The sequence below is a fragment of the Trichococcus sp. genome (assembly GCF_049589555.1).
GTDB lineage: Bacteria > Bacillota > Bacilli > Lactobacillales > Aerococcaceae > Trichococcus.
In genome coordinates, this window is record NZ_JBAWAZ010000374.1 from 1 (window position 1) to 25,703 (window position 25,703).

The 25,703-nt window shown below is 46.9% G+C and carries 26 protein-coding genes and 1 pseudogene; 22 read left to right on the forward strand and 5 right to left on the reverse strand.

The genetic code is table 11. The features are described 5' to 3' along the window. A partial coding sequence (locus tag WBV27_RS12875; RefSeq protein ID WP_424202529.1) for a hypothetical protein occupies window positions 1-485 on the reverse strand: 485 nt, incomplete at its 3' end. Between the two features lie 13 nt (window positions 486-498). Beyond that, window positions 499-864 carry a DUF6115 domain-containing protein gene (locus WBV27_RS12880; RefSeq protein WP_424202530.1) on the reverse strand — a complete coding sequence of 122 codons (366 nt, stop codon included), beginning with the start codon at window positions 862-864 and terminating at the stop codon, window positions 499-501. A 221-nt stretch (window positions 865-1,085) separates the two neighbouring features. Here WBV27_RS12880 and rpmG point away from each other — a divergent pair, with 221 nt between their 5' ends. The 6 genes from rpmG (at window position 1,086) to WBV27_RS12910 (ending at window position 5,259) form a co-directional block, all read left to right on the forward strand. Beyond that, window positions 1,086-1,235 carry a 50S ribosomal protein L33 gene (rpmG, locus tag WBV27_RS12885; RefSeq protein WP_068560829.1) on the forward strand — a complete coding sequence of 50 codons (150 nt, stop codon included), beginning with the start codon at window positions 1,086-1,088 and terminating at the stop codon, window positions 1,233-1,235. 107 nt (window positions 1,236-1,342) lie between these two features. Next, complete coding sequence (locus tag WBV27_RS12890) at window positions 1,343-1,888, forward strand: 5-formyltetrahydrofolate cyclo-ligase (RefSeq protein ID WP_424202531.1); 546 nt, start codon at window positions 1,343-1,345, stop codon at window positions 1,886-1,888. Window positions 1,889-1,923: 35 nt separating this feature from the next. Then, entirely contained in the window at window positions 1,924-2,622 is a 699-nt protein-coding gene (locus WBV27_RS12895) for a rhomboid family intramembrane serine protease (RefSeq protein WP_424202532.1), read from the forward strand. A 29-nt stretch (window positions 2,623-2,651) separates the two neighbouring features. Beyond that, window positions 2,652-3,620, forward strand: a complete 969-nt coding sequence (locus WBV27_RS12900) for an ROK family glucokinase (protein ID WP_424202533.1) — start codon at window positions 2,652-2,654, stop codon at window positions 3,618-3,620. 66 nt (window positions 3,621-3,686) lie between these two features. Next, window positions 3,687-4,775 carry a hypothetical protein gene (locus WBV27_RS12905; RefSeq protein ID WP_424202534.1) on the forward strand — a complete coding sequence of 363 codons (1,089 nt, stop codon included), beginning with the start codon at window positions 3,687-3,689 and terminating at the stop codon, window positions 4,773-4,775. 49 nt (window positions 4,776-4,824) lie between these two features. Then, window positions 4,825-5,259, forward strand: a complete 435-nt coding sequence (locus tag WBV27_RS12910; protein ID WP_086985224.1) for a rhodanese-like domain-containing protein — start codon at window positions 4,825-4,827, stop codon at window positions 5,257-5,259. A gap of 64 nt (window positions 5,260-5,323) precedes the next feature. On the opposite strand, the gene WBV27_RS12915 is transcribed toward WBV27_RS12910, so the two are convergent. Then, entirely contained in the window at window positions 5,324-5,455 is a 132-nt protein-coding gene (locus WBV27_RS12915; protein ID WP_424202535.1) for a DUF4044 domain-containing protein, read from the reverse strand. Window positions 5,456-5,642: 187 nt separating this feature from the next. On the opposite strand from WBV27_RS12915, the gene gndA reads away from it, so the two are divergent. The 3 genes from gndA to WBV27_RS12930 all read left to right on the forward strand — a co-directional run bounded on the left by gndA (window position 5,643) and on the right by WBV27_RS12930 (window position 9,457). Continuing rightward, a complete protein-coding gene (gene gndA, locus WBV27_RS12920; protein WP_424202536.1) occupies window positions 5,643-7,079 on the forward strand; it encodes an NADP-dependent phosphogluconate dehydrogenase in 1,437 nt (478 codons plus the stop codon). 172 nt (window positions 7,080-7,251) lie between these two features. Continuing rightward, on the forward strand, window positions 7,252-7,953 hold the full coding sequence (locus tag WBV27_RS12925) for a response regulator transcription factor (protein WP_272160772.1): 702 nt from the start codon (window positions 7,252-7,254) through the stop codon (window positions 7,951-7,953). A 22-nt stretch (window positions 7,954-7,975) separates the two neighbouring features. After that, entirely contained in the window at window positions 7,976-9,457 is a 1,482-nt protein-coding gene (locus WBV27_RS12930; RefSeq protein WP_424202537.1) for a HAMP domain-containing sensor histidine kinase, read from the forward strand. 98 nt (window positions 9,458-9,555) lie between these two features. On the opposite strand, the gene yidC is transcribed toward WBV27_RS12930, so the two are convergent. Together yidC and WBV27_RS12940 are read right to left on the reverse strand one after the other, a co-directional pair. Beyond that, window positions 9,556-10,491 carry a membrane protein insertase YidC gene (yidC, locus tag WBV27_RS12935; protein WP_424202538.1) on the reverse strand — a complete coding sequence of 312 codons (936 nt, stop codon included), beginning with the start codon at window positions 10,489-10,491 and terminating at the stop codon, window positions 9,556-9,558. A 62-nt stretch (window positions 10,492-10,553) separates the two neighbouring features. Then, complete coding sequence (locus tag WBV27_RS12940) at window positions 10,554-10,829, reverse strand: acylphosphatase (RefSeq protein WP_424202539.1); 276 nt, start codon at window positions 10,827-10,829, stop codon at window positions 10,554-10,556. Between the two features lie 149 nt (window positions 10,830-10,978). On the opposite strand from WBV27_RS12940, the gene WBV27_RS12945 reads away from it, so the two are divergent. The 13 genes and pseudogenes from WBV27_RS12945 to WBV27_RS13005 form a co-directional block, all read left to right on the forward strand. After that, the gene (locus WBV27_RS12945) at window positions 10,979-11,275 is read left to right on the forward strand and encodes a DUF1033 family protein (RefSeq protein ID WP_424202540.1); all 297 of its coding nucleotides are present in this window, start codon (window positions 10,979-10,981) and stop codon (window positions 11,273-11,275) included. A gap of 209 nt (window positions 11,276-11,484) precedes the next feature. Then, window positions 11,485-13,935, forward strand: coding sequence for a DNA translocase FtsK (locus tag WBV27_RS12950; RefSeq protein WP_424202541.1), 2,451 nt, complete (start codon window positions 11,485-11,487; stop codon window positions 13,933-13,935). Between the two features lie 156 nt (window positions 13,936-14,091). Further along, the gene (locus tag WBV27_RS12955; RefSeq protein ID WP_424202542.1) at window positions 14,092-15,180 is read left to right on the forward strand and encodes a BMP family ABC transporter substrate-binding protein; all 1,089 of its coding nucleotides are present in this window, start codon (window positions 14,092-14,094) and stop codon (window positions 15,178-15,180) included. 268 nt (window positions 15,181-15,448) lie between these two features. Beyond that, window positions 15,449-17,023, forward strand: a complete 1,575-nt coding sequence (locus WBV27_RS12960) for an ABC transporter ATP-binding protein (RefSeq protein ID WP_424202543.1) — start codon at window positions 15,449-15,451, stop codon at window positions 17,021-17,023. Next, the gene (locus WBV27_RS12965) at window positions 17,016-18,089 is read left to right on the forward strand and encodes an ABC transporter permease (protein WP_424202544.1); all 1,074 of its coding nucleotides are present in this window, start codon (window positions 17,016-17,018) and stop codon (window positions 18,087-18,089) included. The genes WBV27_RS12960 and WBV27_RS12965 overlap by 8 nt, the downstream gene beginning before the upstream one ends. Before the next feature lies 1 nt (window position 18,090). After that, entirely contained in the window at window positions 18,091-19,050 is a 960-nt protein-coding gene (locus WBV27_RS12970; protein ID WP_424202545.1) for an ABC transporter permease, read from the forward strand. 162 nt (window positions 19,051-19,212) lie between these two features. Then, a complete protein-coding gene (gene yfmF / locus WBV27_RS12975) occupies window positions 19,213-20,481 on the forward strand; it encodes an EF-P 5-aminopentanol modification-associated protein YfmF (RefSeq protein ID WP_424202546.1) in 1,269 nt (422 codons plus the stop codon). Further along, on the forward strand, window positions 20,474-21,775 hold the full coding sequence (yfmH, locus tag WBV27_RS12980; RefSeq protein WP_424202547.1) for an EF-P 5-aminopentanol modification-associated protein YfmH: 1,302 nt from the start codon (window positions 20,474-20,476) through the stop codon (window positions 21,773-21,775). The genes yfmF and yfmH overlap by 8 nt, the downstream gene beginning before the upstream one ends. Further along, complete coding sequence (gene ymfI, locus WBV27_RS12985) at window positions 21,772-22,497, forward strand: elongation factor P 5-aminopentanone reductase (RefSeq protein ID WP_424202548.1); 726 nt, start codon at window positions 21,772-21,774, stop codon at window positions 22,495-22,497. Before yfmH ends, ymfI begins: the two co-directional genes overlap by 4 nt. 86 nt (window positions 22,498-22,583) lie before the next feature. Continuing rightward, window positions 22,584-23,459: a helix-turn-helix domain-containing protein gene (locus tag WBV27_RS12990; RefSeq protein ID WP_424202549.1), complete on the forward strand. Its 876-nt coding sequence runs from the start codon at window positions 22,584-22,586 to the stop codon at window positions 23,457-23,459. Between the two features lie 29 nt (window positions 23,460-23,488). Continuing rightward, window positions 23,489-24,067 carry a CDP-diacylglycerol--glycerol-3-phosphate 3-phosphatidyltransferase gene (gene pgsA, locus WBV27_RS12995; RefSeq protein WP_424202550.1) on the forward strand — a complete coding sequence of 193 codons (579 nt, stop codon included), beginning with the start codon at window positions 23,489-23,491 and terminating at the stop codon, window positions 24,065-24,067. A gap of 153 nt (window positions 24,068-24,220) precedes the next feature. Beyond that, on the forward strand, window positions 24,221-25,477 hold the full coding sequence (locus tag WBV27_RS13000; RefSeq protein WP_424202551.1) for a competence/damage-inducible protein A: 1,257 nt from the start codon (window positions 24,221-24,223) through the stop codon (window positions 25,475-25,477). Between the two features lie 104 nt (window positions 25,478-25,581). Beyond that, window positions 25,582-25,703, forward strand: a pseudogene (locus WBV27_RS13005) (recombinase RecA); the annotation flags it as partial.

Consider the following 25,703-nt stretch of genomic DNA (forward strand, 5'->3'; position numbering starts at 1 on the left):
GCGATGACTTCATAGCCCATGTCTTGGGACAATTGGTACTCTCCGATATTGATTTTCATGACAAGATTCCGGTCATTCAGGTACTGTTCAAAGACAGCCCGATCGGTAATGAGTCCCGCGCTGACCAGATTGTCGATGACGACGGACGTCGGTTGTCCGGAAGTGATGACAAATGTGACCGTTGTGTTTGGTGCAGGGGCAGCTGAACTTTCGGCAATGCTCGCTGTTTCAGTTGGAGCGCTGGAGGCCACTGCAGCACCCTCGGCAGGAGCACTGCTTGTAGCAGCTTCATTAAGTTGCTGCTGCAATTCCAATTCCGCCAAAGTACTTTCATATTTTTCTTGATAATCCGTTGAATCGGCAGTTGCTTCTCCGTTGAAGGTGCTGCCAGGGAGTGCTTCCGGATAGAAGAGCTGGAAGCCGGCCAACAGTACGGCAGACAACAAAAAACCGATGGATATAAAACGAAGCTTTTGTTTGTTCACTTTATTTTCTCCTCTATACGATTGATTGCTCTATGTAGTTATCGACAACGAGTTGCACGGTGGTGATAGGGACGGACAGTTGCTCTGCAATCTCATCAAACGTTCTTCCGCTAGTATACAAAGTGATGATGTGCTGCTTAGTCAGGTTGTGTACTTTTTTGACGGTCTGCGAATCTTCGGAAACGGAAACTTCTTTTCCCAATTCTTCCTCCACAGCGATGAGTCGTTGCTTCAATTCATGGATTTCTTCCGTTAATTGTAATGTGTATTCACTCATCTCATCAGCGAATTTGCGATCATTATCCTTAACGAAAAATGATGCAAACAGCAATATGATTGCGATTGTCAGTAAGACAATCACGATGGTCCATTGTTCCATCTTTGTCACCTCAATTCTTCTTTTTGACGCCTGATAACATTCTAATGAAATTCGCTTGTTTCTGCAACCTTATCTGGGATTTAATTGGCTTAATGCTCAAAAAAATTGGACTTGCGCAGAAGTTGTTCAAAAAATAGTGGCATAATTTTTCCATAAGTGATACAATGAGAAACGCAGAAGATGATTCGATCTTCAATTTTTTTATGTTTGGAGGGAAGAATATGCGGTTAAATATTACATTGGAATGTACGGAGTGTAAAGAACGTAATTACTTATCAAAGAAAAACAAACGTAACAACCCGGACCGTCTTGAAGTGAAAAAATATTGTCCACGTGAAAGACGCGTGACTTTGCATCGTGAAACAAAATAATTAAAACGACAACAGGATATCCTGTTGTTTTTTTATTTTATCCGGAAGGATGTTTTAATATATTGGAAACGGCGTGCGACAGTCCGTTTGCCTGAGGAGGTTTTTGGATGAAAGAACGGATAAGAAAAGAAATGTTGGGAAAATTAAGGGTTTTGCCTTCCCAAGAGCGGGTACGGATGGAGAAAGAACTGACGGCAGCAGTCTGCTCCAGCGATGAATGGAAAGTTGCAAAGACGATCGGCGTCACATGGTCGAATTTTCCGGAAATCGATACGCACAAAATCATCCAAAAGGGACTTGAAGAAGGCAAACGGATGGTCGTTCCTTATTCCGGCAAGAATCGCATCATGACTTTTCATGAATACTTGCCGGATACCGCCATGGCGAGGAGCAAATTCGGCATTATGGAACCTGTCGATAAGCGTAACCCGGTACCGCCCGAAGCAATCGATCTGCTGCTCGTTCCCGGATTGGCATTTTCGGAAACGGGTTACCGCATCGGGTTCGGCGGCGGCTACTACGATCGCTATCTGGCTGCATACAACGGGCGCACCTTGTCTGTGCTGTTCCCATTCCAATTGTTCAAGGATCCTCATTGGGGAATTGAGGCATTTGATGTGCCGGTCCAAAAGTTGTTGACGACAGCATTCTAGTATAAAATAGGATAATAATGGAAGGGAGTGTCACGATGCGGGCATATAATACCAAAAGATCCTATTTACCGGATCAATTCTCTGTAACACACTTGTTCTTGGCCATTCAGATCGTCATTTTCCTGCTGATGACCCTAAACGGGGGAAGCACCAATGTACTGACGCTTATCCTGTTCGGAGCCAAATTCAACCCAGCCATAGCGCAAGGGGAATGGTGGCGTTTGATTGCGCCTATGTTCATACACATCGGATTCACGCACATTCTGGTGAACAGCATCACCCTGTATTATTTGGGCACGCAGATGGAAATTCTATATGGCTCTTTGCGTTTTGCGCTCATCTATCTCCTGAGCGGCTTGATGGGGAACCTGATGAGTTTCGCCTTCAATGACTCGATTTCCGCCGGTGCCAGCACCTCGCTGTTCGGACTGTTTGCTGCAGCCATCGTTTTGGGCCGTCAGTTTCCACACAACTCCGGGATCCAACTTATGGCGCGGAATTTTACGATGTTGATTTTCCTGAATTTCTTCTTCGGATTTTTTTCTTCGGCAATCGATAATTTCGGGCATCTTGGCGGGGCACTGGGTGGAGCGCTTTCGGCCGTATTCATCGCGATGCCGCGCACTGCCAAAAGCCAAAATGGATTGAGGCTTCTTTTTCTGGTCATTTATTTTGTGAGCGCTATATTCTTTGCTTATTCGGGTTTAATGCGGACCGGTTTTGCGTTATACTAGATACAAATTGAACAATTGGAGGAAATGACGTGTATAAAAAATTTATCGGTATTGATTTAGGCGGCACTTCAGTAAAATTGGCTATCTTAACAGCAGAAGGGGATATCCAGCAAAAATGGAGCATCCCTACGAACATCAATGATGAGGGGACGCACATCGTGCCTGATATCATAGCTTCGATCAAACACCATCTGGATCTCTACCAATTGACTGCTGAGGACTTTCAGGCGATCGGCATGGGATCGCCGGGAGCAGTGGACCGTGAAGCGGGTACCGTCGAGGGTGCCTTCAACCTGAACTGGAAAACGCCGCAGCCTGTACGTGAAGCGATTGAGCGTGAAATCGGCATCCCTATTTTTATTGACAATGATGCAAACGTTGCCGCTCTTGGGGAAAAATGGCGAGGCGCCGGTGCTGATGACCGCGACGTCGTATTTGTGACACTTGGCACAGGTGTCGGCGGGGGAATCATAGCGGAAGGCAATCTGATCCATGGTACTGCAGGTTCCGGCGGCGAAATCGGCCACATGACTGTAGAACCAGGCGGATTTGACTGTACGTGCGGGAAGAAAGGCTGTTTGGAGACTGTCGCCAGCGCGACAGGCGTCGTCAAATTGGCCCGCAAACATGCGGAAGAATATGCCGGCAACTCGCAGCTCAAATTCATCATCGACGACGGCCAGGAGATTACTTCAAAAATGATTTTTGATTTGGCGAAAGAGGGAGACGAGTTGGCTGTGTTAGTAGTCGATCGCGCTGCCTATTATCTGGGTTTGGCCTGCAGCCATATTGGCAATCTTTTGAATCCGGCTTACATCGTCATCGGTGGCGGTGTATCCGCAGCCGGGGAATACCTTTTGGAGCAAGTAAGAAGCTATTTTGCTGAATTCTCATTCCCGAACGTCAAGAAGACTACCCATATCAAATTAGCCGCACTTGGAAATGATGCCGGAATAGTTGGAGCAGCTTATCTTGCACTGACGGAGATCAGCAAATAAATCATCCCAGATTAATGGGGCCTGAACATTTTCGAAACAAGAAAGTGCGGGAGGATGGAGGATGGCATGGGGAAAAGAGGGCTAGCATGGTTCATTCTCTCACTCTCAAGTGTTCTTATTCTTGCGGCCTGCACACAACGATTGACGTATCCTGACCAACCTGCTGCAAGTGAGCCGGACCTTTCCTCCGGCAGCAGCCTTTCAACCATTTCCAGAGATGAATTCCTTTATGCTGTGGGCTGGCTGGACGACAAGACTATTCTTGTCGCGTTGGAATCAAATGGAGAATACGGTTTGTACAGCCATGACCTGCTCACGGGGGAAGAACAGCTGATCCGGGCTTTTTCAGATCGGCTTGTTTTTGCTGCGCTTTCCGCAAACGGTCAGCGGATGCTGGTCCAGGTCGCAACGCAACAAGGAAATAACATCATGATGATCGACAAGTCAGGAAAATCACTGGCCGAATTTCATTTTTCCGAAGGGCTTGTGTCGGGTGTTTCCTGGAATCCGACAAACGAAGGCAAGTTGTTCGTTTCCGTCCATAAAACAGCGGGCAGCCTGGTAAATTACCTTTGGGATTTGTCTTCCAATGAGGCATGGATAGAAATGTCGATGACTGAAGAAATGCCGGTTTGGTATTCGGAAAATATGTACCTCCAGCAGAAAATCGCGGCTGATGGCGCTTCTGTGCTGGTATTGAGTGACATTCGTTTTCCCGGCAAAGATACTGTCATCGAACAGGGAATCCTCGCTTACGGACTGGAAGGCGAATCCGTATGGGTAGTGACCCCTTCAGATTTCAACGAGGAAGAGTTGCTTGTCATTTCCTACTATCCGCTTTTGATTACCCAAGGTTATATTAGCCTGCCGCGCATCCCCGATGGAAACGGACTTTTCATCCCGGAATTTACAAAAGGGAATGACTCGGATGCAACGTTTGCTGTCATCCCAAAACGGGAGCCGGAGAGCATTGCCGGCATCAGCTTCGAACTTGCGAAGGTCGATTTTTCCGGCAACGCTTCAGAGGTGCTGACTGAAGTCGAGCGAATGGATCCGATTTCGGCATCGCCGGATGGGAGCTACGTGCTTTACGGAAAGCGTTATGAGTATCTGTACGATGTGGAACGCGAGGGCTGGATACAATTGACGGAATAGAAAAAAAGTCGTTAAAACTGTAGCAATGCGCCTTCCACAAGTGTAAAATATGAGAGCAAGAGTATGGAAAGGATGGATTTATTTGAACTTAACAGGAATTGATATTTTTAATATCGCATTATGGATATTCATCATCGGATATGCCATTTATCAAGCTTATTTTTATTTCCAAAGAAAGAATGCGGCGACAACGCTGACTGCAGAGGAATTCAGAAAAGATCTGCGCAAAGCGCAATTGATCGATGTCCGCGAAAAAACGGAGTTCGATGCAGGCCACATATTGGGAGCGAGAAATATCGCTTATTCGGCTTTCAAACAACGCTATCAAGAAATCCGCAAAGATCAACCGATTTATCTGTATGATCAAAATTCCATGTTGAGCGGACGCTGTGCAGCTATTCTGAAAAAAAATGGCTACAAAAACATTTTCATCCTGAAGGGCGGCTATGCCGGCTGGGACGGAAAAGTCAAAAAAGGCATCTGAACCATTCAAAAAAGGTTCCCGGAATCAGCTAGTGGATTCCGGGAACCTTTTTTAATGGTGTTTCTTACATATTTATGAATAAAGAGTACAGCACGGAGATGATCGAACTGCCGACCATGGCCAAAAGCATGATCCAAATGATGAATTTGCTGAATTTAGTGAATTTTGAAGAGGTAGTACCAGTTTTCTTAGTCAATATTATTCCCACCTTTTGTAATTTACATGGCATAGTTTACAACAATAACATCCAAAAGTAAACGTTGGGGAATCAGGCAAAAGAAAAGAAAGCCATTATTTTCAATTGTTTGCTTTCCATTTAGGCGAATTTTTGTTAGGATTAAGATTATAAAATGATGTGTTCATCATGAAGGGAGTATTTATTTATGTCAAAACAGCAAATTGGCGTTGTCGGTATGGCCGTAATGGGCAAAAATCTAGCATTGAACATTGAAAGCAGAGGTTATTCCGTATCTGTATTCAACCGTTCAGGTTCGAAGACTGAGCAAGTGATCGCAGAAAATCCAGAAAAGAAACTGGTTCCTACTTATACGATCGAAGAATTTGTCGAGTCTTTGGAAAAACCAAGAAAAATCATGATGATGGTAAAAGCTGGGGAAGCAACCGACAAAACGATCCAATCGTTGCTGCCTCATTTGGATAAAGGTGATATCCTGATCGACGGAGGGAATACTTTCTACAAAGATACGATCCGCCGCAGCAAAGAATTGGAAAACTCAGGCATCAATTTCATCGGAACAGGCGTTTCCGGTGGTGAAGAAGGCGCATTGAAAGGCCCATCAATCATGCCGGGCGGACAACGCGACGCATACGATCTGGTTGCACCGATTTTGGAACAGATTTCCGCTAAAGCTCCGGATGGCGAACCCTGTGTAGCTTACATAGGCAAAGGTGGAGCCGGACATTTCGTTAAGATGGTCCACAACGGAATCGAGTACGGGGATATGCAACTGATTGCAGAAGCCTATGACATCATGCACAAGTACCTTGGCATGTCAGTGGAAGAAATTGCTGCAGTCTTCATCGAATGGAACAAAGGCGAGTTGGACAGCTTCCTTATCGACATCACTGCTGACATCTTGACTAAATACGATCCTGAAACAGGCAAACCAATGGTCGAGATCATCTTGGACCGCGCCGGCAATAAAGGCACGGGTAAATGGACTTCCCAAAGTGCGTTGGACTTGGGTGTTCCGTTGCCGTTGATCACCGAATCCGTTTTTGCCCGTTACATTTCCGCTTTGAAGACAGAACGTGTCGCTGCCAGCGAAATTCTGACTGCCCCTGCTGTTACAGCTAAAGAGGGTCTTGATAAAGCTGCATTTGTGGAGAGTATCCGCAAGGCATTGTATTTCAGCAAAATCATGAGCTACGCACAAGGATTCGCCCAAATGCGTGTTGCCAGCGAAGAAAATGATTGGGATCTGAATTATGGCGAAATCGCTAAAATTTGGCGTGCTGGCTGCATCATCCGTGCGCAATTCCTGCAAAACATCACGGATGCTTACGAGAAGAATGCTGAACTGCAGAACCTGTTGTTGGATGAGTACTTCGTGGAAATCACGAAACAATATCAAGGAGCAGTACGTGAAGTGGTTGCAACGGCTGTTATTGCAGGCGTGCCTGTACCGACATTCTCATCTGCAGTAGCTTATTTCGATTCTTACCGTTCAGCTGTATTGCCTGCAAACATCATCCAAGCGCAACGTGATTACTTTGGAGCGCATACGTATGAACGCACAGACAAAGCTGGTTCTTATCACTTCGAGTGGGATAAAGAAGTGGAAGTCCCACAAGACTAAAGGGATACAGCGCCATTCTGGCCTACACTTATGTCATCCGAAGCCATGCTTCGGATGACATTTTACTATCAGAATCATTTAATCAAGAAAAATTCCCGACAGTGTGTTAAAATAAAATGAAATTGTAATGGCATGTTGTTATTATTCAAATGAGACATTAGGGGAGAATTCTATGGAAAATAAAGACAAACAGAGAATATTGATTATCGAAGATGAAAAAAATCTGGCGCGTTTCATCGAGCTTGAGTTAAAACACGAAGGCTACGAAACGGAAATTTGCTACAACGGCAGAGCTGGCCTTGAAGCTGCCATGAATCAGGACTGGGATGTCATCCTTTTGGATCTGATGCTTCCTGAATTGAACGGCATCGAAGTTTGCCGTCGTCTGCGTCCGGTCAAAGATACGCCGATCATCATCATGACCGCCCGCGACTCCGTCATCGATCGTGTATCCGGCTTGGACCACGGTGCCGATGACTATATCGTGAAACCATTTGCCATCGAAGAACTTTTGGCAAGGGTCCGTGCTTTATTGCGTCGCATCGACATCGAAGAAGAGCAACGCAAGGTGAAGCAAACGACCGTCACTTATCGTGATTTGACGATCGAAAAAGAAAACCGCGTCGTGCGCCGTGGCGACGAGCACATCGAATTGACCAAACGCGAATACGAATTATTGTTGATCCTGATGGAAAACATCAACGTTGTCCTTTCAAGGGATGTATTGCTTAATAAAGTATGGGGATACAAAACGGAAGTGGAAACAAACGTAGTGGATGTATATATCCGATATCTGCGCAATAAAATCGATGTAGCCGGCCAAGAAAGTTATATCCAAACGGTTCGTGGCACCGGATACGTCATGCGCTCATAATACTATGCGCAGAATCAATTATATGCCAACCAAAAAAAGAGGAAATCCCAAGTCCATTCGGTGGAAATGGGGTTTTCTTTTAAGTATAGCTTTCTTCCTGCTGTACTTTCTGTCCGCCTTGCTGATGCTGAATGTCTACAAAGGCTATCAATACGACGAACAAAAAGATGACGCCGAGAAGCTGCTGTCTTCGGTTCAATCCGCGCTGTCTGAGATCGATACGAAGCTATCCGTCAACAGCGTCGAAAGCATGTTCGAGAAAATTTCTGTTTCCACTGTGACGAAGGGGCTCCAATCTGTAGGAAACTACCCGTTTTTGGAGGATCTCAAGAACAGAGGGGCGAACATACGCGTATTCGATACAGATGGACAGTTGCTCTATGAGACGCAGAAGAGCTATACGACATTCATCAAAAATCCCGATACTTATTTGCGCGAGACAAAACTGAACGATCTTGAAGCGTTTGTCGCCGGCAGTCCGATCCTCAGCCAAGAGGACTCCTTCCTGTTGGGCTATGTCCAAATCGTTTTCCGACTGAATGATTATCATAAAGTCGTCTCACAGATGACGCGGTATTTCTGGTTAGTCACGGCAATTGTGCTCGTTTTGTCGGCGGCTGCAGGCTACGGCATCGCCATTTATTTCTTCAGGCCAATCAAACAGATGGTCGATACGATGGATGCGATAGAAGAGGATACGTTATCCGATACCCGCATCAAAATATCCAAAAGCAAGGACGAATTTACCGACCTTTCCGTCCACATCAACGGCTTGCTGGATAAGATGGCACTGTACGTCACCCAACAAAAGCAGTTCGTGGAGGATGTCTCGCACGAGCTCAGGACTCCTACCGCCATTGTTGAGGGCCATCTGAAATTGCTGAACCGTTGGGGCAAGGAAGATCCACAAATACTCGATGAATCCCTTGCCGCTTCATTGACCGAAATCCAGCGAATGAAGACTTTGGTTCAGGAGATGCTGGATCTCTCCCGTGCGGAACAAGTAGAAATGCACTATAAAAATGAAGTGACCCCGATCCGGAATGTCGTGCTGCATACGTTCCATAATTTCAAGATGCTGTATCCGGATTTCGTATTCAATTTGGATGATGATTTGAATCGCGAGATTTATGTGAACATTTATCGCAACCATTTTGAGCAAATATTGGTGATTTTGATGGACAACGCCGTCAAATATTCGACCGACCGGCATGAAATCCATCTTTCGATTTCCGAATCCATGTCCTATGTCCAGATCGCCATCCAAGATTTTGGCGAGGGGATGTCCCAAGAAGACCAACAGAAGATTTTTTCACGTTTTTATCGCGTCGATAAAGCCAGATCGCGGAATAAAGGCGGAAACGGTTTGGGCCTGTCGATTGCGAAAGAATTATTGGAAGGCTATAAAGGCGACATCACCGTCGAAAGCGTATTGGGCCACGGATCTGTTTTCCGCATCCAGTTGCCGATTCTGAAGAATTATGTTCCGGATGAGGAATTGTAGGAATTCGACAGGAGAACGCGCCTTACCAAAAAATGAAATACAAAAAAGCAGGAAGCGAACTCATGTGTGAGCCGCTTCCTGCTTTTTTGTAGTTGCAATTAGGATTTTGATTGTTTGCCTGCGTTGCGGCCTTTTTTACCATCCGTTTGTTGATTCGTGGCGGACAAAGCTTTAACCGTTTGCGTCGGTGCTGAAGCGGAGGAAGCTGGTTTAGCCATTTTCACGTTCTTCTTGACCGGACGATTCTTCATTTCTTCTTCAACTTGCTTCTGGATTTTAGGTTTGATCATGTGATTTTGAAGTGCAGTCTGGGCTGCGGCGAAAATACCACCAGCCAGCCAGTAAAGTGCCAAACCCGCTGGTGAAGACCAAGAGAACATCAGAATCATGATCGGATTCATAAGCATCATCGATTTCATCTGTGATTTGGTTTCCTGAGGCATTCCGATTGTTGAAACGTAGCCTTGGATCACATAGGCCACACCCGCCAGAATTGCCAACAGCGGACTGCTTACACCAAGGTTGATGCCAAGGAATGTGCTTGCAGAAATTTCCGGCGTCAAATTTACAGCCTGATACATAGCGGTAAAAATCGGCATCTGGATCAGAATCGGTAAGCAACCGACGCCGCCGGTCATGCTGATGTTGTTTTCTTTGTACAATGCCATCATTTCTTGTGAAACTGCGGCCTTTTCTTCAGGAGACTGCGCATTTTTTTGGCGGAATTGGATATCTTCCAACTCTGGTTTGATATACTTCATTTTTTCTTGCTGTACCATCGTTTTTTTGATCTGGCTAAAGTTCAAGGGCATGATGGCCAGACGGACAATGATTGTGATGGCGATGATGGCCAGCCCGTAGTTACCGTTAAGCATTTCCGCAAGCATAACGATCAAATTGCCTGTAGGCACCACCAAATAGTCATATATAAAGCCAGTTGGGTTTTTATTCTCATCATATTGCATGCAGCCTGTAAGAACCACTAACAAGGACATCATTTCCGCGGAAAGCAATAACTTCTTCTTAAGTTTCATCATTCACGTTCCTTTACAATTTTTCGATAACATTACCACTATACATGAAGGGGAAAATTTATTCAATTGGTTACGCGAAAACTTATGTAATTTTCAATGTTGGCGTCTTCATTGACTGCACAGGCATCGACTCTTCCGCTTGGCGAGGGACTGCGTTTGACTGCCGCGATGAAGGTGTCGATTTTATCGGTCGGTCCGACCGCTTCAATATAGACGCTTCCGTCATCCTCGTTCCTGACGATGCCCGAAACGCCGATTTGGTCAGCCACCATTTTTGTCATGTAACGGAACCCCACGCCCTGGACACGGCCGCTTACGGTCATCTTGATTTTTTTCATTCAGATTACCTCCAAATTTTAGAATCAGCATGCGCTTTAGCTTTTTAATTCAGTTTACAGTCTTCGTCAAGAAGTTTCAATCCCGATACCTTCCACGGGAATATTTTTCCGGGCTGTGCTATACTTTTTGCAACAAAGAAGGTGATACCATGTACCAGGTGATACGGACCGAGGGAGAATATGAACCTTGGTGGTTTTTTGAAGATTGGATGGATTTCATTGTGGAATCGACGGAGTATGCCGATTTCCAGGAGGCAGTCGTTGCCTATGAGCGGGCTGCGGAAAAACTATCGGTAGTCTACCCATTCCAAAAAACAAAGGAAACCTACCTGACTGCCTACTGGTCAGACGGAGAAATCCGCTTTTGTGAGAATTGTGATGACGATGTGCAATTATATCATGGACTGATGCTTCTCCAGGACAGGAAAAAACTTATTCAAGAATGACGGACTAAATTTCAAAAAGCTTCTGTTGCCTGCATTGACGGGAAACAGAAGCTTTTTGTCCGCGCGGATTGATTAAAAAATAGCCTCGTAAAGGGTTCGTTTTGTAGTATAATGAACCGATACGGGTAATCAAACGAACAATCTATGGACCGCTGTTTTATGCAGACGGCCAGTGGTTTTGAGCAAATGATAAAAAGGAGTTGGCATGTTTGGCGAAACGAACGACGACGACAAGAAAGAAAAAGAAGGCGACCGGGCAGAAGATATCCTACGAGCTTATCGGCGTGCTGTTTCTTTTCAGTGCAGCCTTAGGGATTGGGCAACTCGGTTTTGCCGGTATAGCGCTGGCAAATTTTTTCCGTTTTTTTGTCGGCGAAACCTATCCGGTCAGCCTGGCGCTGTTCGGCGCCTATGGTCTGTACCTGATTTTGAGAGGGAAAGAACCAAAAATAAGAAAGAACTGGCTGATCAGCGGCATCCTGCTTTATTCGGCAGCGCTGCTTTATCTCCATTCACAGGCTTTTGAGACAGTCGTCACGGAGGGCGCGTCGGTCGTGTCCGTTACGCTTGCACGTTTTTTGACCGATGTCAGGCAAGCTGATACGGCTTCTGAGATGGGTGGGGGCTTGATCGGGGCAGCCTTGTACACCGGAACCCATTTTTTGGTTTCACAATGGGGCACCTATATCATCATCGGCCTGCTTGTATTTTTTGGTGTGGCGGTCATCTTCGGATTCACGACGCATGATGTCATGGAAGTCGTGCGCAAAGTTGCCTTGATTTTCGGGCACAACAGCAAACGAGCGGTGCTTTACACGAAAGATAAAGTGGCCAGCTCGATCATCGATTCGAAAACAGTGAAGAAACCGACCAGGTCAAACAGCGTTTCGATCGACAAGAAACCTTCATTAGTCGAAAAAGCCAAAAATCAAATAAAAAGCGAATCGGCAGCGAAGAAATTGATGAAGGAAGAAGCGGAAGCTTTGAAAGCATCAGAAAAAGAAACACTCGCCGAAAAAGAGCGCGAACCCGTTCAGCTGAAAATCGACAGCTTCCAGAAACAACTTGAAAAAGCAGCCGAACACAAATATGCGGACAATGAAAAAAGCGCGTCAGCCCAACAGGCCAGCCTTGCAAAAACAACGGTTGGAGGCAATGAGGAAGACAATAGCGGTGAGTTGGAGTTCGAAATCACTGCCGAGCAGGAAAACAGGGATTACCACTTGCCTCCAGTCACTTTATTGAACGAAATCAAAGCGATTGATCAATCGAATGAATATGCGACAATCGAAAAAAATGTCAAAAAGCTGGAAGAGACGTTCACAAGCTTTGGAGTAGAGGCCAAAGTCACCAAAGCGAACCTAGGACCTGCCGTGACAAAATACGAAATCCAACCAGCCGTCGGGGTGAAGGTCAGCAAAATTGTGAGCCTCAGTGATGATTTGGCTCTGGCTTTGGCGGCAAAGGATATCCGTATCGAAGCTCCGATACCCGGGAAATCCTTCATCGGCATAGAAGTGCCGAACAGTGAAGTCAGTGTTGTTTCCTTCCGTGATGTCATGGAAGGGCAAAAGCACACCGACAAGCTGTTGGAGGTGCCGTTAGGACGGGACATCTCGGGCGTCGTGCAAAGCGCGAATCTGACGAAAATGCCCCATTTGCTGATTGCGGGTGCGACCGGCAGCGGGAAATCCGTCTGCATCAACGGCATAATCACGAGCATCTTGATGAAAGCCAAACCGAACGAAGTGAAGATGATGATGATCGATCCGAAAATGGTGGAATTGAACGTCTATAACGGGATTCCCCACTTGCTTACGCCGGTTGTCACGAATCCCCGCAAGGCGGCGCAGGCACTCCATAAAGTCGTGACGGAAATGGAAAGAAGATATGAATTGTTTGCCGGTACCGGCATGCGCAACATCGACGGCTACAACAATCTGGTTGTTGAATACAATCTGGAAAACGGGGAAAACAATCCTACGTTGCCATACATAGTGGTCATCGTTGACGAGTTGGCCGACTTGATGATGGTGGCCAGCAACGAAGTCGAGGATGCGATCACCAGATTGGCGCAGATGGCGCGGGCTGCGGGAATCCATATGATTTTGGCTACACAACGACCGAGTGTCGATGTCATCACCGGCATCATCAAAGCGAACGTCCCTTCCAGGATCGCGTTTGCTGTGTCCAGTTCGATCGATTCGAGAACGATAATCGATGGCTCCGGGGCAGAGAAGTTGCTGGGCAGAGGCGATATGCTCTTCCGTCCGATGGGGGAGAACAAACCGATCCGTGTGCAAGGAGCGTTCATTTCCGACGAGGAAGTCGAGCACATTGTCACTTTCGTCAAAAATCAGCAAGAAGCGAACTATGTCGAGGAAATGATGCCGACCGAAACTGTGGCGGCTGCAAGCGAAGAGCCGGAAGATGATCTTTTCGGGGAAGCTGTGGAATTCATCAGATCGGATGAAACGGCGAGCATTTCCAAATTGCAGAGGAGATTCCGGATCGGCTATAATCGGGCAGCACGGCTGATCGACGAGATGGAAGCCAGAGGCATCGTCGGGCCTGCTGATGGAAGCAAGCCCAGAAAGGTGAACATTAGCGAGGGGATATATGAAAATGATACGGATATACCCTATGATTCTGAGGTTTAACTTGAACCATTCCGACAAATATATGGATATTAAATGAAAAAACGATTACAAAAAAATCAATATCGTTTATTTTTTCGGGAATGCATGATATGATATTTTTTGTAAGAAGCTTGTACTTACAAGTTCAAAAAATTGAAGTTTATTGGAGGGGTCATGGTGAAGAAGCAAAAATATGTTAGTTTATTGGCATTAGGGTTAGGTGTCAGCACAATCTTGGCAGCTTGCGGCGGCAACGGCGACACGGCTGACAGCAGTGCAACAGGTTCCAGCACAGCAGAGGGAACGGAAGATAACTTCACTATCGCGATGGTTACCGACGTCGGCGGCGTGGATGACAAATCATTCAACCAAAGCGCATGGGAAGGCCTTGTTGCATGGGGCGAAGAGAACGGCAAAGAAAAAGGGATCGATGGATATGATTATATCCAATCAAATGCTGATTCGGAATTTGTGACGAACTTGAACACTGCCGTAAACAGTAATTTTGACCTTGTGTTCGGTATCGGATATAAATTGAAGTCAGCGATGCAGGATGTGGCAACGCAAAACCCGGATACAATGTTCGCCATCATCGATGATGTCATCGAAGGTGAGAACACAGTTTCAGTATCATTCAAAGACAACGAAGCTGCTTTCTTGGCTGGTGTCGCTGCTGCTAAAACAACCAAAACCAACCAATTAGGTTTCATCGGCGGACAAGAGAGCGTCGTAATCGATCGCTTTGAAGCTGGATTCGTAGCTGGTGCCCAATCAGTAAATCCTGAAATAGATGTAAAAGTTGAATATGTCGGTTCGTTCGGCGATGCTGCGGGCGGGAAATCTAAAGCTGCCGCAATGTACGCAAGCGGAATCGATGTCATTTATCAAGCTGCCGGAGATTCCGGAAATGGCGTATTCTCAGAAGCTAAGGATATCGTAAAAGCTGATCCTTCAAAAGAAATCTGGGTAATCGGTGTTGACCGTGACCAAACTGAAGAGGGCTTGTTGACTCTTGATGACGGCACTGAAAGAAACCTTACTTTGACTTCAACGTTGAAAGGTGTAGGCACTGCAGCTAAGGATATCGCTACATTAACAATGAACGGCGAATTCCCGGCAGGCGAAGTCTTGACTTTCGGGTTGGCTGAAGAAGGTGTCGATTTGACTGAAGGTCAATTGAACGCAGATGCTTTGGAAGCTGTTGCTAAAGCGAAAACAGAAATTTTGGAAGGAACGCTTGTGGTTCCTGAAGCTCCAGAAAATTAATCACTTTTAAAATCTTTAAAGAAGCAACTTGATTCCGGTTAAGGATATTGAGTTGCTTCTCTTTTTTTTCGCGCATAGTCCCCTAACAAAAACTGTTCCGAAAAAGGAACAAATGTTTATCTTTCGTGATAAACAAAAGTGGATAGGATTTTGGAAATACTTTATAATAGGTGTGAAATGGTGTTTTACGGTATTATATTTTATAAGCGTGTCTCACTGCTGCATGAGGGATTGCATGCATTCAATATTAGTAAGGGGTGGAATCAGCATGACAGAAGAAAATTATGTCATTGAGATGATTGGCGTAACAAAAGCTTTCGGCAATTATAAAGCGAATGATGATATTTTTCTCAGCTTGAAAAAAGGTGAAATTCACGCTTTGTTGGGTGAAAATGGCGCGGGCAAGTCAACTTTGATGAATATTCTTTCCGGTCTTTTGGAGCCTACAAGCGGAACCATTAAGGTCAAAGGGCAAGAAGTCAAAATCAGTTCCCCGGGTGTTGCCGATAAATTGGGTATCGGAATGGTGCACCAACATTTTATGTTGGTCAAGGACTTCACGGTTACGGAGAACATCATTTTAGGCAGCGAGCCGAGCAGAATCGGTGTTTTAAATAAAAAGGCAGCCGCTGATGTGATTACGGATCTGTCCAACAAATACCGCTTGGCAGTCAATCCTTCAGCCAAAATCGAAGACACCACAGTCGGTATGCAACAAAGGGTCGAAATCTTGAAAACGTTGTACCGTGGGGCGGACGTCCTCATTTTTGACGAACCAACGGCAGTGTTGACACCTCAAGAAATCGACGAATTGATGGCAATCATGAGGGAATTGACGAAAGAAGGCAAGTCAATCATCCTGATCACGCATAAACTGGATGAAATCAAAGCCGTTGCGGATCGCTGCACAGTAATCCGCAAGGGCAAAAGCATCGGCACCGTCGATGTGAAGCAGACATCCCAGCAAGAGTTGGCCGATATGATGGTGGGGCGTTCCGTTCTGTTCCGCACAGTCAAAAAACCATCCCAGCCAAAGCAGGCTGTTTTGGAAATTGAAGGATTGACGGTCAAAGAAAGCCGCGGACTGGAAGCCGTGCGCAATTTGAGGCTGACGGTACGGGCGGGTGAAATCGTCGGCATCGCCGGGATCGATGGAAACGGACAAAGCGAACTGATCCAAGCCATCACTGGCTTGCGGAAGGCCGAGAGCGGAACCGTCAAGCTGAACGGCGAAATCATCACGAACTTGGCTCCACGCAAAATCACTGAATCAGGATTGGGGCATATCCCTGAGGACCGACAAAAGTTCGGTCTGATCCTCCCGATGCGTTTGGACGAGAACATCGCCTTGCAGACTTATTATCAGGAACCTTACAGCAAAAACAGCTTCCTGAACGACAAAGCCATCGAAAACCATGCCATCGAACTGATCAAAGAGTTTGATGTGCGTACGCAAAGCGAGAAGTCGACAGCTGGTTCGTTGTCCGGCGGGAACCAACAAAAAGCGATCATCGCCCGTGAAGTCGATCGGAATCCTTCGTTGTTGATAGCAGCCCAACCGACCCGAGGATTGGATGTGGGTGCCATCGAATTTATCCACAAACGCTTGATCGAGCAAAGGGATAAGGACAAGGCGATCCTCCTGATGAGCTTCGAGTTGGACGAAATCCTGAATCTCTCCGATATCATCGCTGTGATGTTCGAAGGTGAAATCGTTGCCTACGTCAAACCGGAGGAAACCTCCGAACAAGAGCTGGGCTTACTGATGGCCGGATCTTCTTTGGAAAAGGCCCGGGAAGAATTGGAAAAAAACAAGGAAGAGGAGGGAAGCCTTCATGAGTAATCAACAAGGAGCCACTCGCATCCAAGGGATTATCGTACCTTTACTTTCAGTCATATTAGGTCTGTTGATCGGCGCAATCGTCATGTGGTCTTTCGGCTACGATGCCATCGCAGGTTATTCCGCCATGCTGAAGGGCGCATTCGGATCGCCATTTTATATAGGCGAATTACTCCGTGAAGCTACCCCTTTGATTCTGGTCGCATTAGGTTTTGCGGTAGCCAACACAGCCGGGTTCTTCAACATCGGTGTAGCGGGCCAAACCTTATTTGGCTGGTTGGCGTCCGTCAGCGTCGCCCAGATGCTGCCTGAATTGCCGAAAATCGTATTGTTGCCTTTATGCATTTTGGCGGGTGTCGCCGCCGGAGCTTTATGGGCGGGCATCGCCGGCGTTTTACGTGCCTATTTCAATACAAGTGAAGTGATCGTCACCATCATGCTGAATCACACAGCCTTATACATCAACAACCACATCGTCAGGAATGTTTTGACGGATTCCGGGGACTCCACGGCCAGGATCACAGAAAATGCCAGTCTAAGGGTACCGTTCTTATCGGAAGTGACGCGCAATTCGACATTGCATGCCGGCATCTTCATTGCCCTCATCATGATTGCGGTGGTTTGGGTGCTGATGAAGAAAACAACGTATGGCTTCGAATTCCGTTCAGTCGGATTGAATCCTGATGCAGCCGATTACGCAGGGATGAACGCCAAAAAGAACATCATTTTGGCCATGTTGATCAGCGGCGGCTTGGCCGGTTTGGGAGGCGCAATGGAAGGTTTGGGGAATTTCCAAAACATGTTTGTTCAAGGTGCGATGCCGGCCGTCGGGTTCGATGGCATGGCAGTAGCCTTGTTGGGCATCGGTAGTCCTGTTGGTATCCTCTTTGCTGCACTTCTGTTCAGCACGCTGAAAATCGGCGGAACGAGTATGCCGCTTATGTCCGGCGTACCTGTGGAAATCGTCGATATCGTGATTGCGTCAATCATCTTCTTCGTCGGCGCGAGCTATATCATCCGACTATTGGTCAACAAACTGTCCAAAGTCAATAAAAAGGAGGTGGCGTGAGATGGACTTGCTAGCGATTCTATCCATTATCGTATCTTCGGCTTTGATCTATTCAGCGCCTTTGATCTTCACCGGCCTTGGCGGAACATTCTCGGAACGGAGCGGTATCGTCAACGTGGGACTGGAAGGCACGATGGTCATGGGAGCCTTCTCAGCCATAGTCTTTAATCTGAACTACGCCGACAATCTTGGCAAAATGACTCCATGGGTTGCGTTGCTGGTGGCTGGGGCAGTCGGCATCTTCTTTTCGATCATCCATGCAGTTGCCACAATCAATTTAAGGGCGAACCACATCGTTTCCGGAACGGTCATCAATATGCTTGCCCCTGCGTTGGCGGTATTTTTGACTAAGGTTCTTTATGAAGGAAAAGGCCAAACCGCCTTCATCATCCAGAACTTCGGGAAGACCAGTTTCCCCATATTGAAGGATATTCCGATCATCGGTCAGATATTTTTTACGAACACATCAGCTCCAGCCTATGCAGCGATCGCAACGGCGCTTGTCTGCTACTTCATCATCTTCAAGACGACTTTCGGATTGCGTCTTCGTTCAGTCGGGGAGCACCCGCAAGCGGCGGATACATTGGGGATCAACGTCTACGTGATGCGCTACGCAGGTGTATTGATTTCCGGCTTTTTGGGCGGTGTGGGCGGCGCCATCGTCTCGCAGTCGATCAGCCTGAATTTCTCCGGATCAACGATTGCCGGTCAAGGTTTCATCGCCATGGCTGCCATGATTTTCGGCAAGTGGAATCCGATCGGAGTGATGGGAGCGGCGATTTTCTTCGGGTTCGCCCAGAGTTTGGGAGTCATCGGCAGCTATATTCCGGTCATCCAGAATATCCCTTCCGTCTATCTCCAGATTGCACCTTACGTCATTACGATCATTGTGCTTGTAGGTTTTATCGGTAAATCAAGAGGCCCAGCCGCTAACGGTACAACTTACATCAAATCAAAGTAATCTCTGACGACAAGAAGGGTTGGCTCAACACGAGTCAGCCTTTTCTTTTTGATTCAGGCAAGAAATCAGAGTGGACAAGGAATGGCTTAATTGAAAAAAAACCCGAACTAGAGTATAGTTTTCCCTATCGACACATAAAATAGCTTACAGGACGTGAAATGGATGGAATATAAATTAAAGCAAGGTGTTACGGCTTATATCGAGCCTTCCGACAAATACAAAACCGTATTGATCCAGTACAAATTCAGGACGATTTTCAGCGGAAAAACTGCAACGGAACGTTCTTTAGTGAAGAACATGCTTGAAACGAACAGCAAGCAGTATCCTAGCCAAAACGAGATGGATCTGAAAATGGCCAGCCTATACGGTGCGACGCTGCATACGCAATCCCAGCGCTTCGGCAAGCAGCATGTCGTGACGTTGAGTCTATCCGTCGTCAATGATAAATTCATCGGAGGAGACGATACACTTTTGGAAGAGGCGTTCGCTTTTCTGGAAGAAATCATCTTCAGGCCCAATGCCGAGGACGGCAAGTTCCACGAGAAGACTTTTCTGAGGGAAAAGGACAATCTGAATAATTATTTCGAGTCTCTGATCGAAGACAAATCGGCTTATGCGCGTACGCGCTTGAACCAAGTGCTGTTCGAGGGGACAGATCAAGCGTATCAAGGCATCGGTGATGCCGGCTTCCTTGAGGACATCACTTCAGGCAGTCTGTTCGAATGCTATGAGGAGATGATCGGGTCGAATCAGCTGGATATCCTCGTTTCGGGTGATGTAGCGCCTGAAAGGATATTGAACATATTGGCTGCCCAGAAGCTTTCGGACAGGAAAGAAACCGAAAAAGAGGTATTCTATTTACGCGCAAAGAACACGGAACCCGTCACTTCAAGCGAAGCCCAAGACATCAATCAGGGCAAGTTGTTTTTCGGCTTTTCCTCACCCGTCTATTACATGAATGACCATTATTTTGCCGGCTTGGTTTTTGATGGACTGTTTGGAGGCTTCCCTCATTCGAAACTGTTCCAGAATGTCCGTGAAAAAGAGAGTTTGGCTTACTCAGCTTCAAGCGGGTTGGACTTTCTGCGCGGTGTCATGACTGTCGGCACCGGCATCGAATTCGATAAACGCGAGCAGGTCGAGAAAATCGTTCTGGCGCAACTCCAGGATATGCAAGCAGGGGATTTCTCGGATGCCTTGATCGCTCAAACAAAAAGCATGCTGATCAACCACTACAAACAAAATGATGATTATCAGGGAAGAAGTTTGGCGAAACAGTACCAGGATATCCTGATCATAGAAAATCCTCTTTCGCAGGAGCAATGGATCGCCGGTTTGAATGCGGTGACGAAGGAACAGATCGTTGCTGTTGCGGAAAAAATGACTTTGCAGGCGATATTTTTCTTGAAAGGCGAGGCTACAGATGAATAAAGTACATTATGAGGCACTTAACGAAACCGTCTATACGGAAGTATTGGACAACGGCTTGCAGGTAGTATTGATTCCGAAAAATAAGTATTCAAAAACCTATGGCATCTTCACTACCGATTTCGGCTCGATCGACAACCAGTTTGTGCCGATAAACGGAGACAAGGAAATCAAAATTCCGGACGGCATCGCACATTTCCTTGAACATAAATTATTTGAAGGCGAAGACCATGATGCTTTTGAGGACTTCGCGAAATACGGTGCTTCAGCGAACGCTTTCACTTCCTTCACGCGGACAAGCTATCTCTTTTCGGCAACGGACAACATTTCAGAAAATACGAACAGCCTGCTTGACTTCGTTCAAGACCCGCATTTCACGGAGGAAGGCACTGAAAAGGAAAAAGGCATCATCGCCCAAGAAATCCGCATGTATGAAGATAACCCGGGCTGGCAACTTTTTTATGGGTTGCTCCGTAACCTTTATCCCGAACATCCGCTTTCCGTCGATATAGCCGGAACGGTGGAAAGCATCCAAGCAATCTCGCCGGAATTGCTGCAAACCTGTTATGATACGTTCTACCATCCGTCCAACATGAACCTATTGATGATCGGCAATTTCGTTCCCGAAGAAATGATGGAAACGATCAGACAAAACCAAGCAGGCAAGACGTTTCTTCCTGCCAAACCGATCCAGCGCACTTTGCCGCCGGCCTCGATCCAGGACATCATTCGATACAAAGAGATCGAAATGGATGTGCAACGCCCGAAAGTGATGCTTGGTGTGAAAGGTTTGGATGCGGATGTGACCGGAAACCAAGCCGAAAAATACAAAATCTATGGTTCGCTGTTGCTGGAATTGCTTTTCGGCCGGAGCTCCACGCATTTCATTGATCTCTACGACAACGGTTTGATCGATGACAGCTTTGGCTACTCCTTCAATTTGGATCGTTCCTTCCACTTTATGGCGATCGAATCGGACACGGAAGAACCGAAACTGCTGGAAGATAAGTTGAAACGGATTCTCTTGGATTGGGAAACTGATGCTAATCTGACGAATGAGAAATTTGATTTGCTGAAGAAGAGCATGATCGGAGAACAATTGCAGGCTTTCAATTCCCTGGAATACATCGCAAATCACTACAGCACGCTGCTGTTTTCCGGAGCGGAACTTTTTGAAGTTGTTCCGTTGATCGAAGAAACTAGCCTGGAGGACATCCGCAGATTCGCCGAAGGCTATCTCAAAGAACAAAACATGAGCACCTACGTGATCCTCCAGAAGGGAGCAAAACAGCAATGAAAGCCGCTTTGGTGACGGGGGCTTCCGGTGACATCGGGACTTCCATCGCAAGGGATTTGGCCGGTTCAGGCTGGTCGCTTTACCTGCATTATCATTCCAATCAAGAAAAAATCAATCTGCTGCTGGCAGAACTGCAATCGGCCTATCCCGAACAGGAATTTTATCCGCTTTGCCTGGATTTTACCGATGAAGCAGGCGTTTCGACACTTGCTGACCATATTTTCTCGCTCCAAGCGATTGTTTTTGCGCACGGCACGACGGAATATGGGTTGCTTCAGGATATGACTTCCGAGCAAATGGATGCCTTATGGGAAATGCACGTCAAAATGCCGATCCTGATCATCCAAGCGCTACAGGACAAAATCGCCCGCTCGCGCAACGGCCGTATCGTCTTCATCAGCTCTGTCTATGGAGAAGTCGGCAGCGGGCTCGAAGTGCTGTACAGTACCGTCAAGGGGGCGCAGATTGCCTTAGTGAAAGCCTACAGCAAGGAAGTGGCCTCACTGGGAGTAACAGTCAATGCCATCTGTCCGGGAGCAATCGATACGCAAATGAACGCCCATCTGGAAAACGATGAAAAAGAGGCTCTTCTTGAGGAAATCCCTCTGGGGAGGATGGGGAAACCGAATGAAATCAGCTTCTGGGTATCCCAACTTCTGAAGGAAGACAGTCGCTACATGACGGGGCAGGCCATCTACGTATCCGGTGGATGGCTCAGGTAAAACAGCATTGGAACTCCTGGTGAGGGAATTTTATGGTATAATATCCATGGTAACTTCGGGATTTGCAAGTGAAGGCAGGTGAAGAAATGGTTCAAATTGGGGAAATCCTAAAAAGTGCTAGACTTTCCAAGGGATACACATTGGATGATCTACAGCAGATGACTAAAATACAGAAGCGGTATCTGATTGCGATAGAAGAAGGCGATTTTGAGATTATGCCGGGCAATTTCTATGTCCGTGCCTTCATCAAGCAATATGCAGATACTGTGGGCTTGGATGGCGACCGCTTATTGGGGGACCATGCAAGTGTGATTCCGGAAATACATGGGAGCAGCCAAGCGGAAGATTCCGGTTCTTTTTCTCCCAGTCGCTCCGAGACTAAAAGAGCTTCAAAAAAGACGAATTTTAATTATGGCGGCTCCGTCCAGAGTCAGTTGCCGACTTTTCTGTTGGCTGTGGCGGTAGTTGCCATCGTACTTGTGGTCTGGCAGGCTACATTGAACGATGACGATGAGCAGGTTCAGATCGAAGTGGCTTCGAACATCAGCCAAACAACTATGGCATCGCAAGCGACGGTTTCAAGCGACATAGAGCAGGCAGACAGTGCCGTTGTCGCAGAACAAACAGCGCAGGTGAATTTGGTCTCGTCTGCCGATGGTTATGCGGAATATGACGTCACCGGTTTGTCGCTGCCGTCAGAATTGAAAATCTCTGCGGTGGCAGGAGGCAGTTCCTGGATCAGCGTTAGCGTAAACGGGATTGTCCAGGAACCTTCAGGGACCATAAGCAGTGCCAATCCGCTGACGGTCGCTCTGCCGTTGAACACAAGCGAGATTGAAGTGATAGTCGGCGTGATGCCGTCAACGATCATCGAACTGGACGGCACAGTAGTCGCAATGCCGCCGGATTATCAAGAGATTCAGACCCAAACCTTATCCTTTACCGTCAAAGGTGTGGAATAAGTCAGGGTACATTAAAGGAGTTGCAAAAGTTGAATTTACCTAATAAATTGACAGCGTTGCGGATCTTTATGATTCCGTTGTTCATGATCATCACCTTGGTTCCTTTCGATTGGGGTACGCTTGAAATTGCCCAATCACAGATTGCCGTCAATCAACTGGTCGGAGCCGTTATCTTTGCCATCGCCAGTTTTACGGATTGGTTGGACGGTTATATCGCCAGAAGGGACGGGCTGGTCACCAACTTCGGGAAATTTGCTGATCCGCTGGCGGACAAAATGCTTGTCGCCACTGCCTTGATCGTACTTGTCGGCCAAGGATTGGCTCCGTCGTGGGTCGTCAGCATCATCATCAGTCGGGAGTTGGCGGTCACAGGTTTGCGCCTCTTGCTTGTGAAGGAAGGCGAAGTCATGGCAGCGGCGTGGCCGGGGAAAATCAAAACGGCGACACAAATGGTAGCCATCATTTTGTTGTTCGTGGATAACTTTCCTTTTCAGGCAACCGGCATTCCGGTTGCGGACATCATGTTGTATGTTTGCTTAGTTTTCACCATCTACTCAGGGGTGGATTATTTCGTCAAAAATAAACACGTTTTTGTCGGATCCATGTAGTTTTTATAAATAAGAAGGGCTGGGTTGCATCAGTGTGCAATCCGAACAAAAGGAAACGCGATTCTTTTGTGCCCTTCTTTTTTCTATATCTTTTTTATGTGATTGAAGCTTTTGTTTTATTTGAGCGAATACTATGGATGTGAGGGATTAAATATGAATGCAGAAATCATTTCAGTCGGAACGGAATTGTTGATGGGGCAAATAGTGAATTCGGATGCGGCATTCATCGCCAAGGAACTGACTGGTCTGGGCATAGACTCTTATTATCAGACGGTTGTCGGCGATAATCCGGGAAAAATAAAAGACGTGATCAAAATAGCTGAATCACGAAGCGACCTGTTGATTTTCACAGGAGGGCTCGGACCCACCCGGGATGACTTGACCAAACAAACCGTGGCGGATCACCTCGAGGAAGAGCTCGCCATGGATGAAGCGGGCTTGGCGCATATCCGGCAATGGTTCGAACGTTCGGGAAGGAACATGACGGAAAACAATGAGCTTCAAGCTTTAGTGTTCAGGAGCGGTATTGTCTTCCCGAACCCGATTGGGCAAGCGCTGGGCACCTATACTGAAAAGGATGGGAAAGGTTATTTGCTGCTGCCGGGCCCGCCAAGAGAACTTGAGCAGATGTTCCTGCAATTTGTGAAACCGTTCCTTTCCAGCAAGTATGAAGATCAGCAAGTCATCTCATCGCAGACGCTCCGCTTTTTCGGAATCGGCGAATCTACCTTGACTACACTGCTGGATGAGCTGATCCGCAATCAGACCAACCCGACGGTAGCCCCGTATGCCGGGAAATATGAAGTGACCTTGAGACTCACCGCAAACGCTGCAACAGAGGCGATCTGCAGTGAGCTATTGGATGAAAAAAAAGCGGAAATATTGGCACTTGTCGGGGAATATCATTACGGCGACGGCGACGAATCCAGCCTTGCCGAAGTGGTGGGGAAGAAATTATTGAAGGGCAAACAATCGATCAGTGCGGCTGAGAGCTTGACCGGAGGGCTTTTTCAAGCCGAACTTGTCAAGGTTCCCGGCATAAGCGAGGTCTTCGCGGGCGGCATCGTTTCTTACCAAGAAGACGCTAAGCAAAAGGTCCTTGGCGTTCCGGAACACATTCTCGAGACATACGGGATGGTCAGCCCGGAATGCGCGATGGCGATGGCGGAACGTGCGCGCGAGCTGTTTGATACTCAGTTGGCCATTTCTTTCACGGGCGTTGCCGGGCCTGATCAACTGGAGAACAAGCCAGCCGGGACGGTATGGATTGCTTTAAGCCAAAAAAATGGACCGACTGCTGTCCAAGGCTTCCAATTTTCCCGCGATCGCCTTGGAAACAGGGAACAGGCAGTCATGCAGGGGTTTGATATGATTCGGCGGTATTTGATGGATTCTGATTTCGAAAAATAAAAAACGAACATCTGTTCACTTTATTCTTGCTTTTTTGTCCGGAAAAGGATAGTATTACGTTGTGGTGTTAATGCATGCAAATGAAAGCTTGGAGGAAATAATAGATGGCTAATTTAAATGAAAATAGACAAAAAGCCTTGGATGAGGCTCTGAAAAAGATAGAAAGAAATTATGGTAAAGGTTCCGTCATGAAGCTTGGCGAAAAAGTGGACACGCAAATATCCAC

Coding starts and splice junctions, on each gene's coding strand:
- WBV27_RS12880 (WP_424202530.1), bottom strand. CDS start 864: ATGGAACAATGGACCATCGTGATTGTCTTACTGACAATCGCAATCATA.
- rpmG (WP_068560829.1), top strand. CDS start 1,086: ATGCGGTTAAATATTACATTGGAATGTACGGAGTGTAAAGAACGTAAT.
- WBV27_RS12890 (WP_424202531.1), top strand. CDS start 1,343: ATGAAAGAACGGATAAGAAAAGAAATGTTGGGAAAATTAAGGGTTTTG.
- WBV27_RS12895 (WP_424202532.1), top strand. CDS start 1,924: ATGCGGGCATATAATACCAAAAGATCCTATTTACCGGATCAATTCTCT.
- WBV27_RS12905 (WP_424202534.1), top strand. CDS start 3,687: ATGGGGAAAAGAGGGCTAGCATGGTTCATTCTCTCACTCTCAAGTGTT.
- WBV27_RS12910 (WP_086985224.1), top strand. CDS start 4,825: ATGAGAGCAAGAGTATGGAAAGGATGGATTTATTTGAACTTAACAGGA.
- gndA (WP_424202536.1), top strand. CDS start 5,643: ATGTCAAAACAGCAAATTGGCGTTGTCGGTATGGCCGTAATGGGCAAA.
- WBV27_RS12925 (WP_272160772.1), top strand. CDS start 7,252: ATGGAAAATAAAGACAAACAGAGAATATTGATTATCGAAGATGAAAAA.
- WBV27_RS12930 (WP_424202537.1), top strand. CDS start 7,976: ATGCCAACCAAAAAAAGAGGAAATCCCAAGTCCATTCGGTGGAAATGG.
- yidC (WP_424202538.1), bottom strand. CDS start 10,491: ATGAAACTTAAGAAGAAGTTATTGCTTTCCGCGGAAATGATGTCCTTG.
- WBV27_RS12940 (WP_424202539.1), bottom strand. CDS start 10,829: ATGAAAAAAATCAAGATGACCGTAAGCGGCCGTGTCCAGGGCGTGGGG.
- WBV27_RS12945 (WP_424202540.1), top strand. CDS start 10,979: ATGTACCAGGTGATACGGACCGAGGGAGAATATGAACCTTGGTGGTTT.
- WBV27_RS12960 (WP_424202543.1), top strand. CDS start 15,449: ATGACAGAAGAAAATTATGTCATTGAGATGATTGGCGTAACAAAAGCT.
- WBV27_RS12965 (WP_424202544.1), top strand. CDS start 17,016: ATGAGTAATCAACAAGGAGCCACTCGCATCCAAGGGATTATCGTACCT.
- WBV27_RS12970 (WP_424202545.1), top strand. CDS start 18,091: ATGGACTTGCTAGCGATTCTATCCATTATCGTATCTTCGGCTTTGATC.
- yfmF (WP_424202546.1), top strand. CDS start 19,213: ATGGAATATAAATTAAAGCAAGGTGTTACGGCTTATATCGAGCCTTCC.
- yfmH (WP_424202547.1), top strand. CDS start 20,474: ATGAATAAAGTACATTATGAGGCACTTAACGAAACCGTCTATACGGAA.
- ymfI (WP_424202548.1), top strand. CDS start 21,772: ATGAAAGCCGCTTTGGTGACGGGGGCTTCCGGTGACATCGGGACTTCC.
- WBV27_RS12990 (WP_424202549.1), top strand. CDS start 22,584: ATGGTTCAAATTGGGGAAATCCTAAAAAGTGCTAGACTTTCCAAGGGA.
- WBV27_RS13000 (WP_424202551.1), top strand. CDS start 24,221: ATGAATGCAGAAATCATTTCAGTCGGAACGGAATTGTTGATGGGGCAA.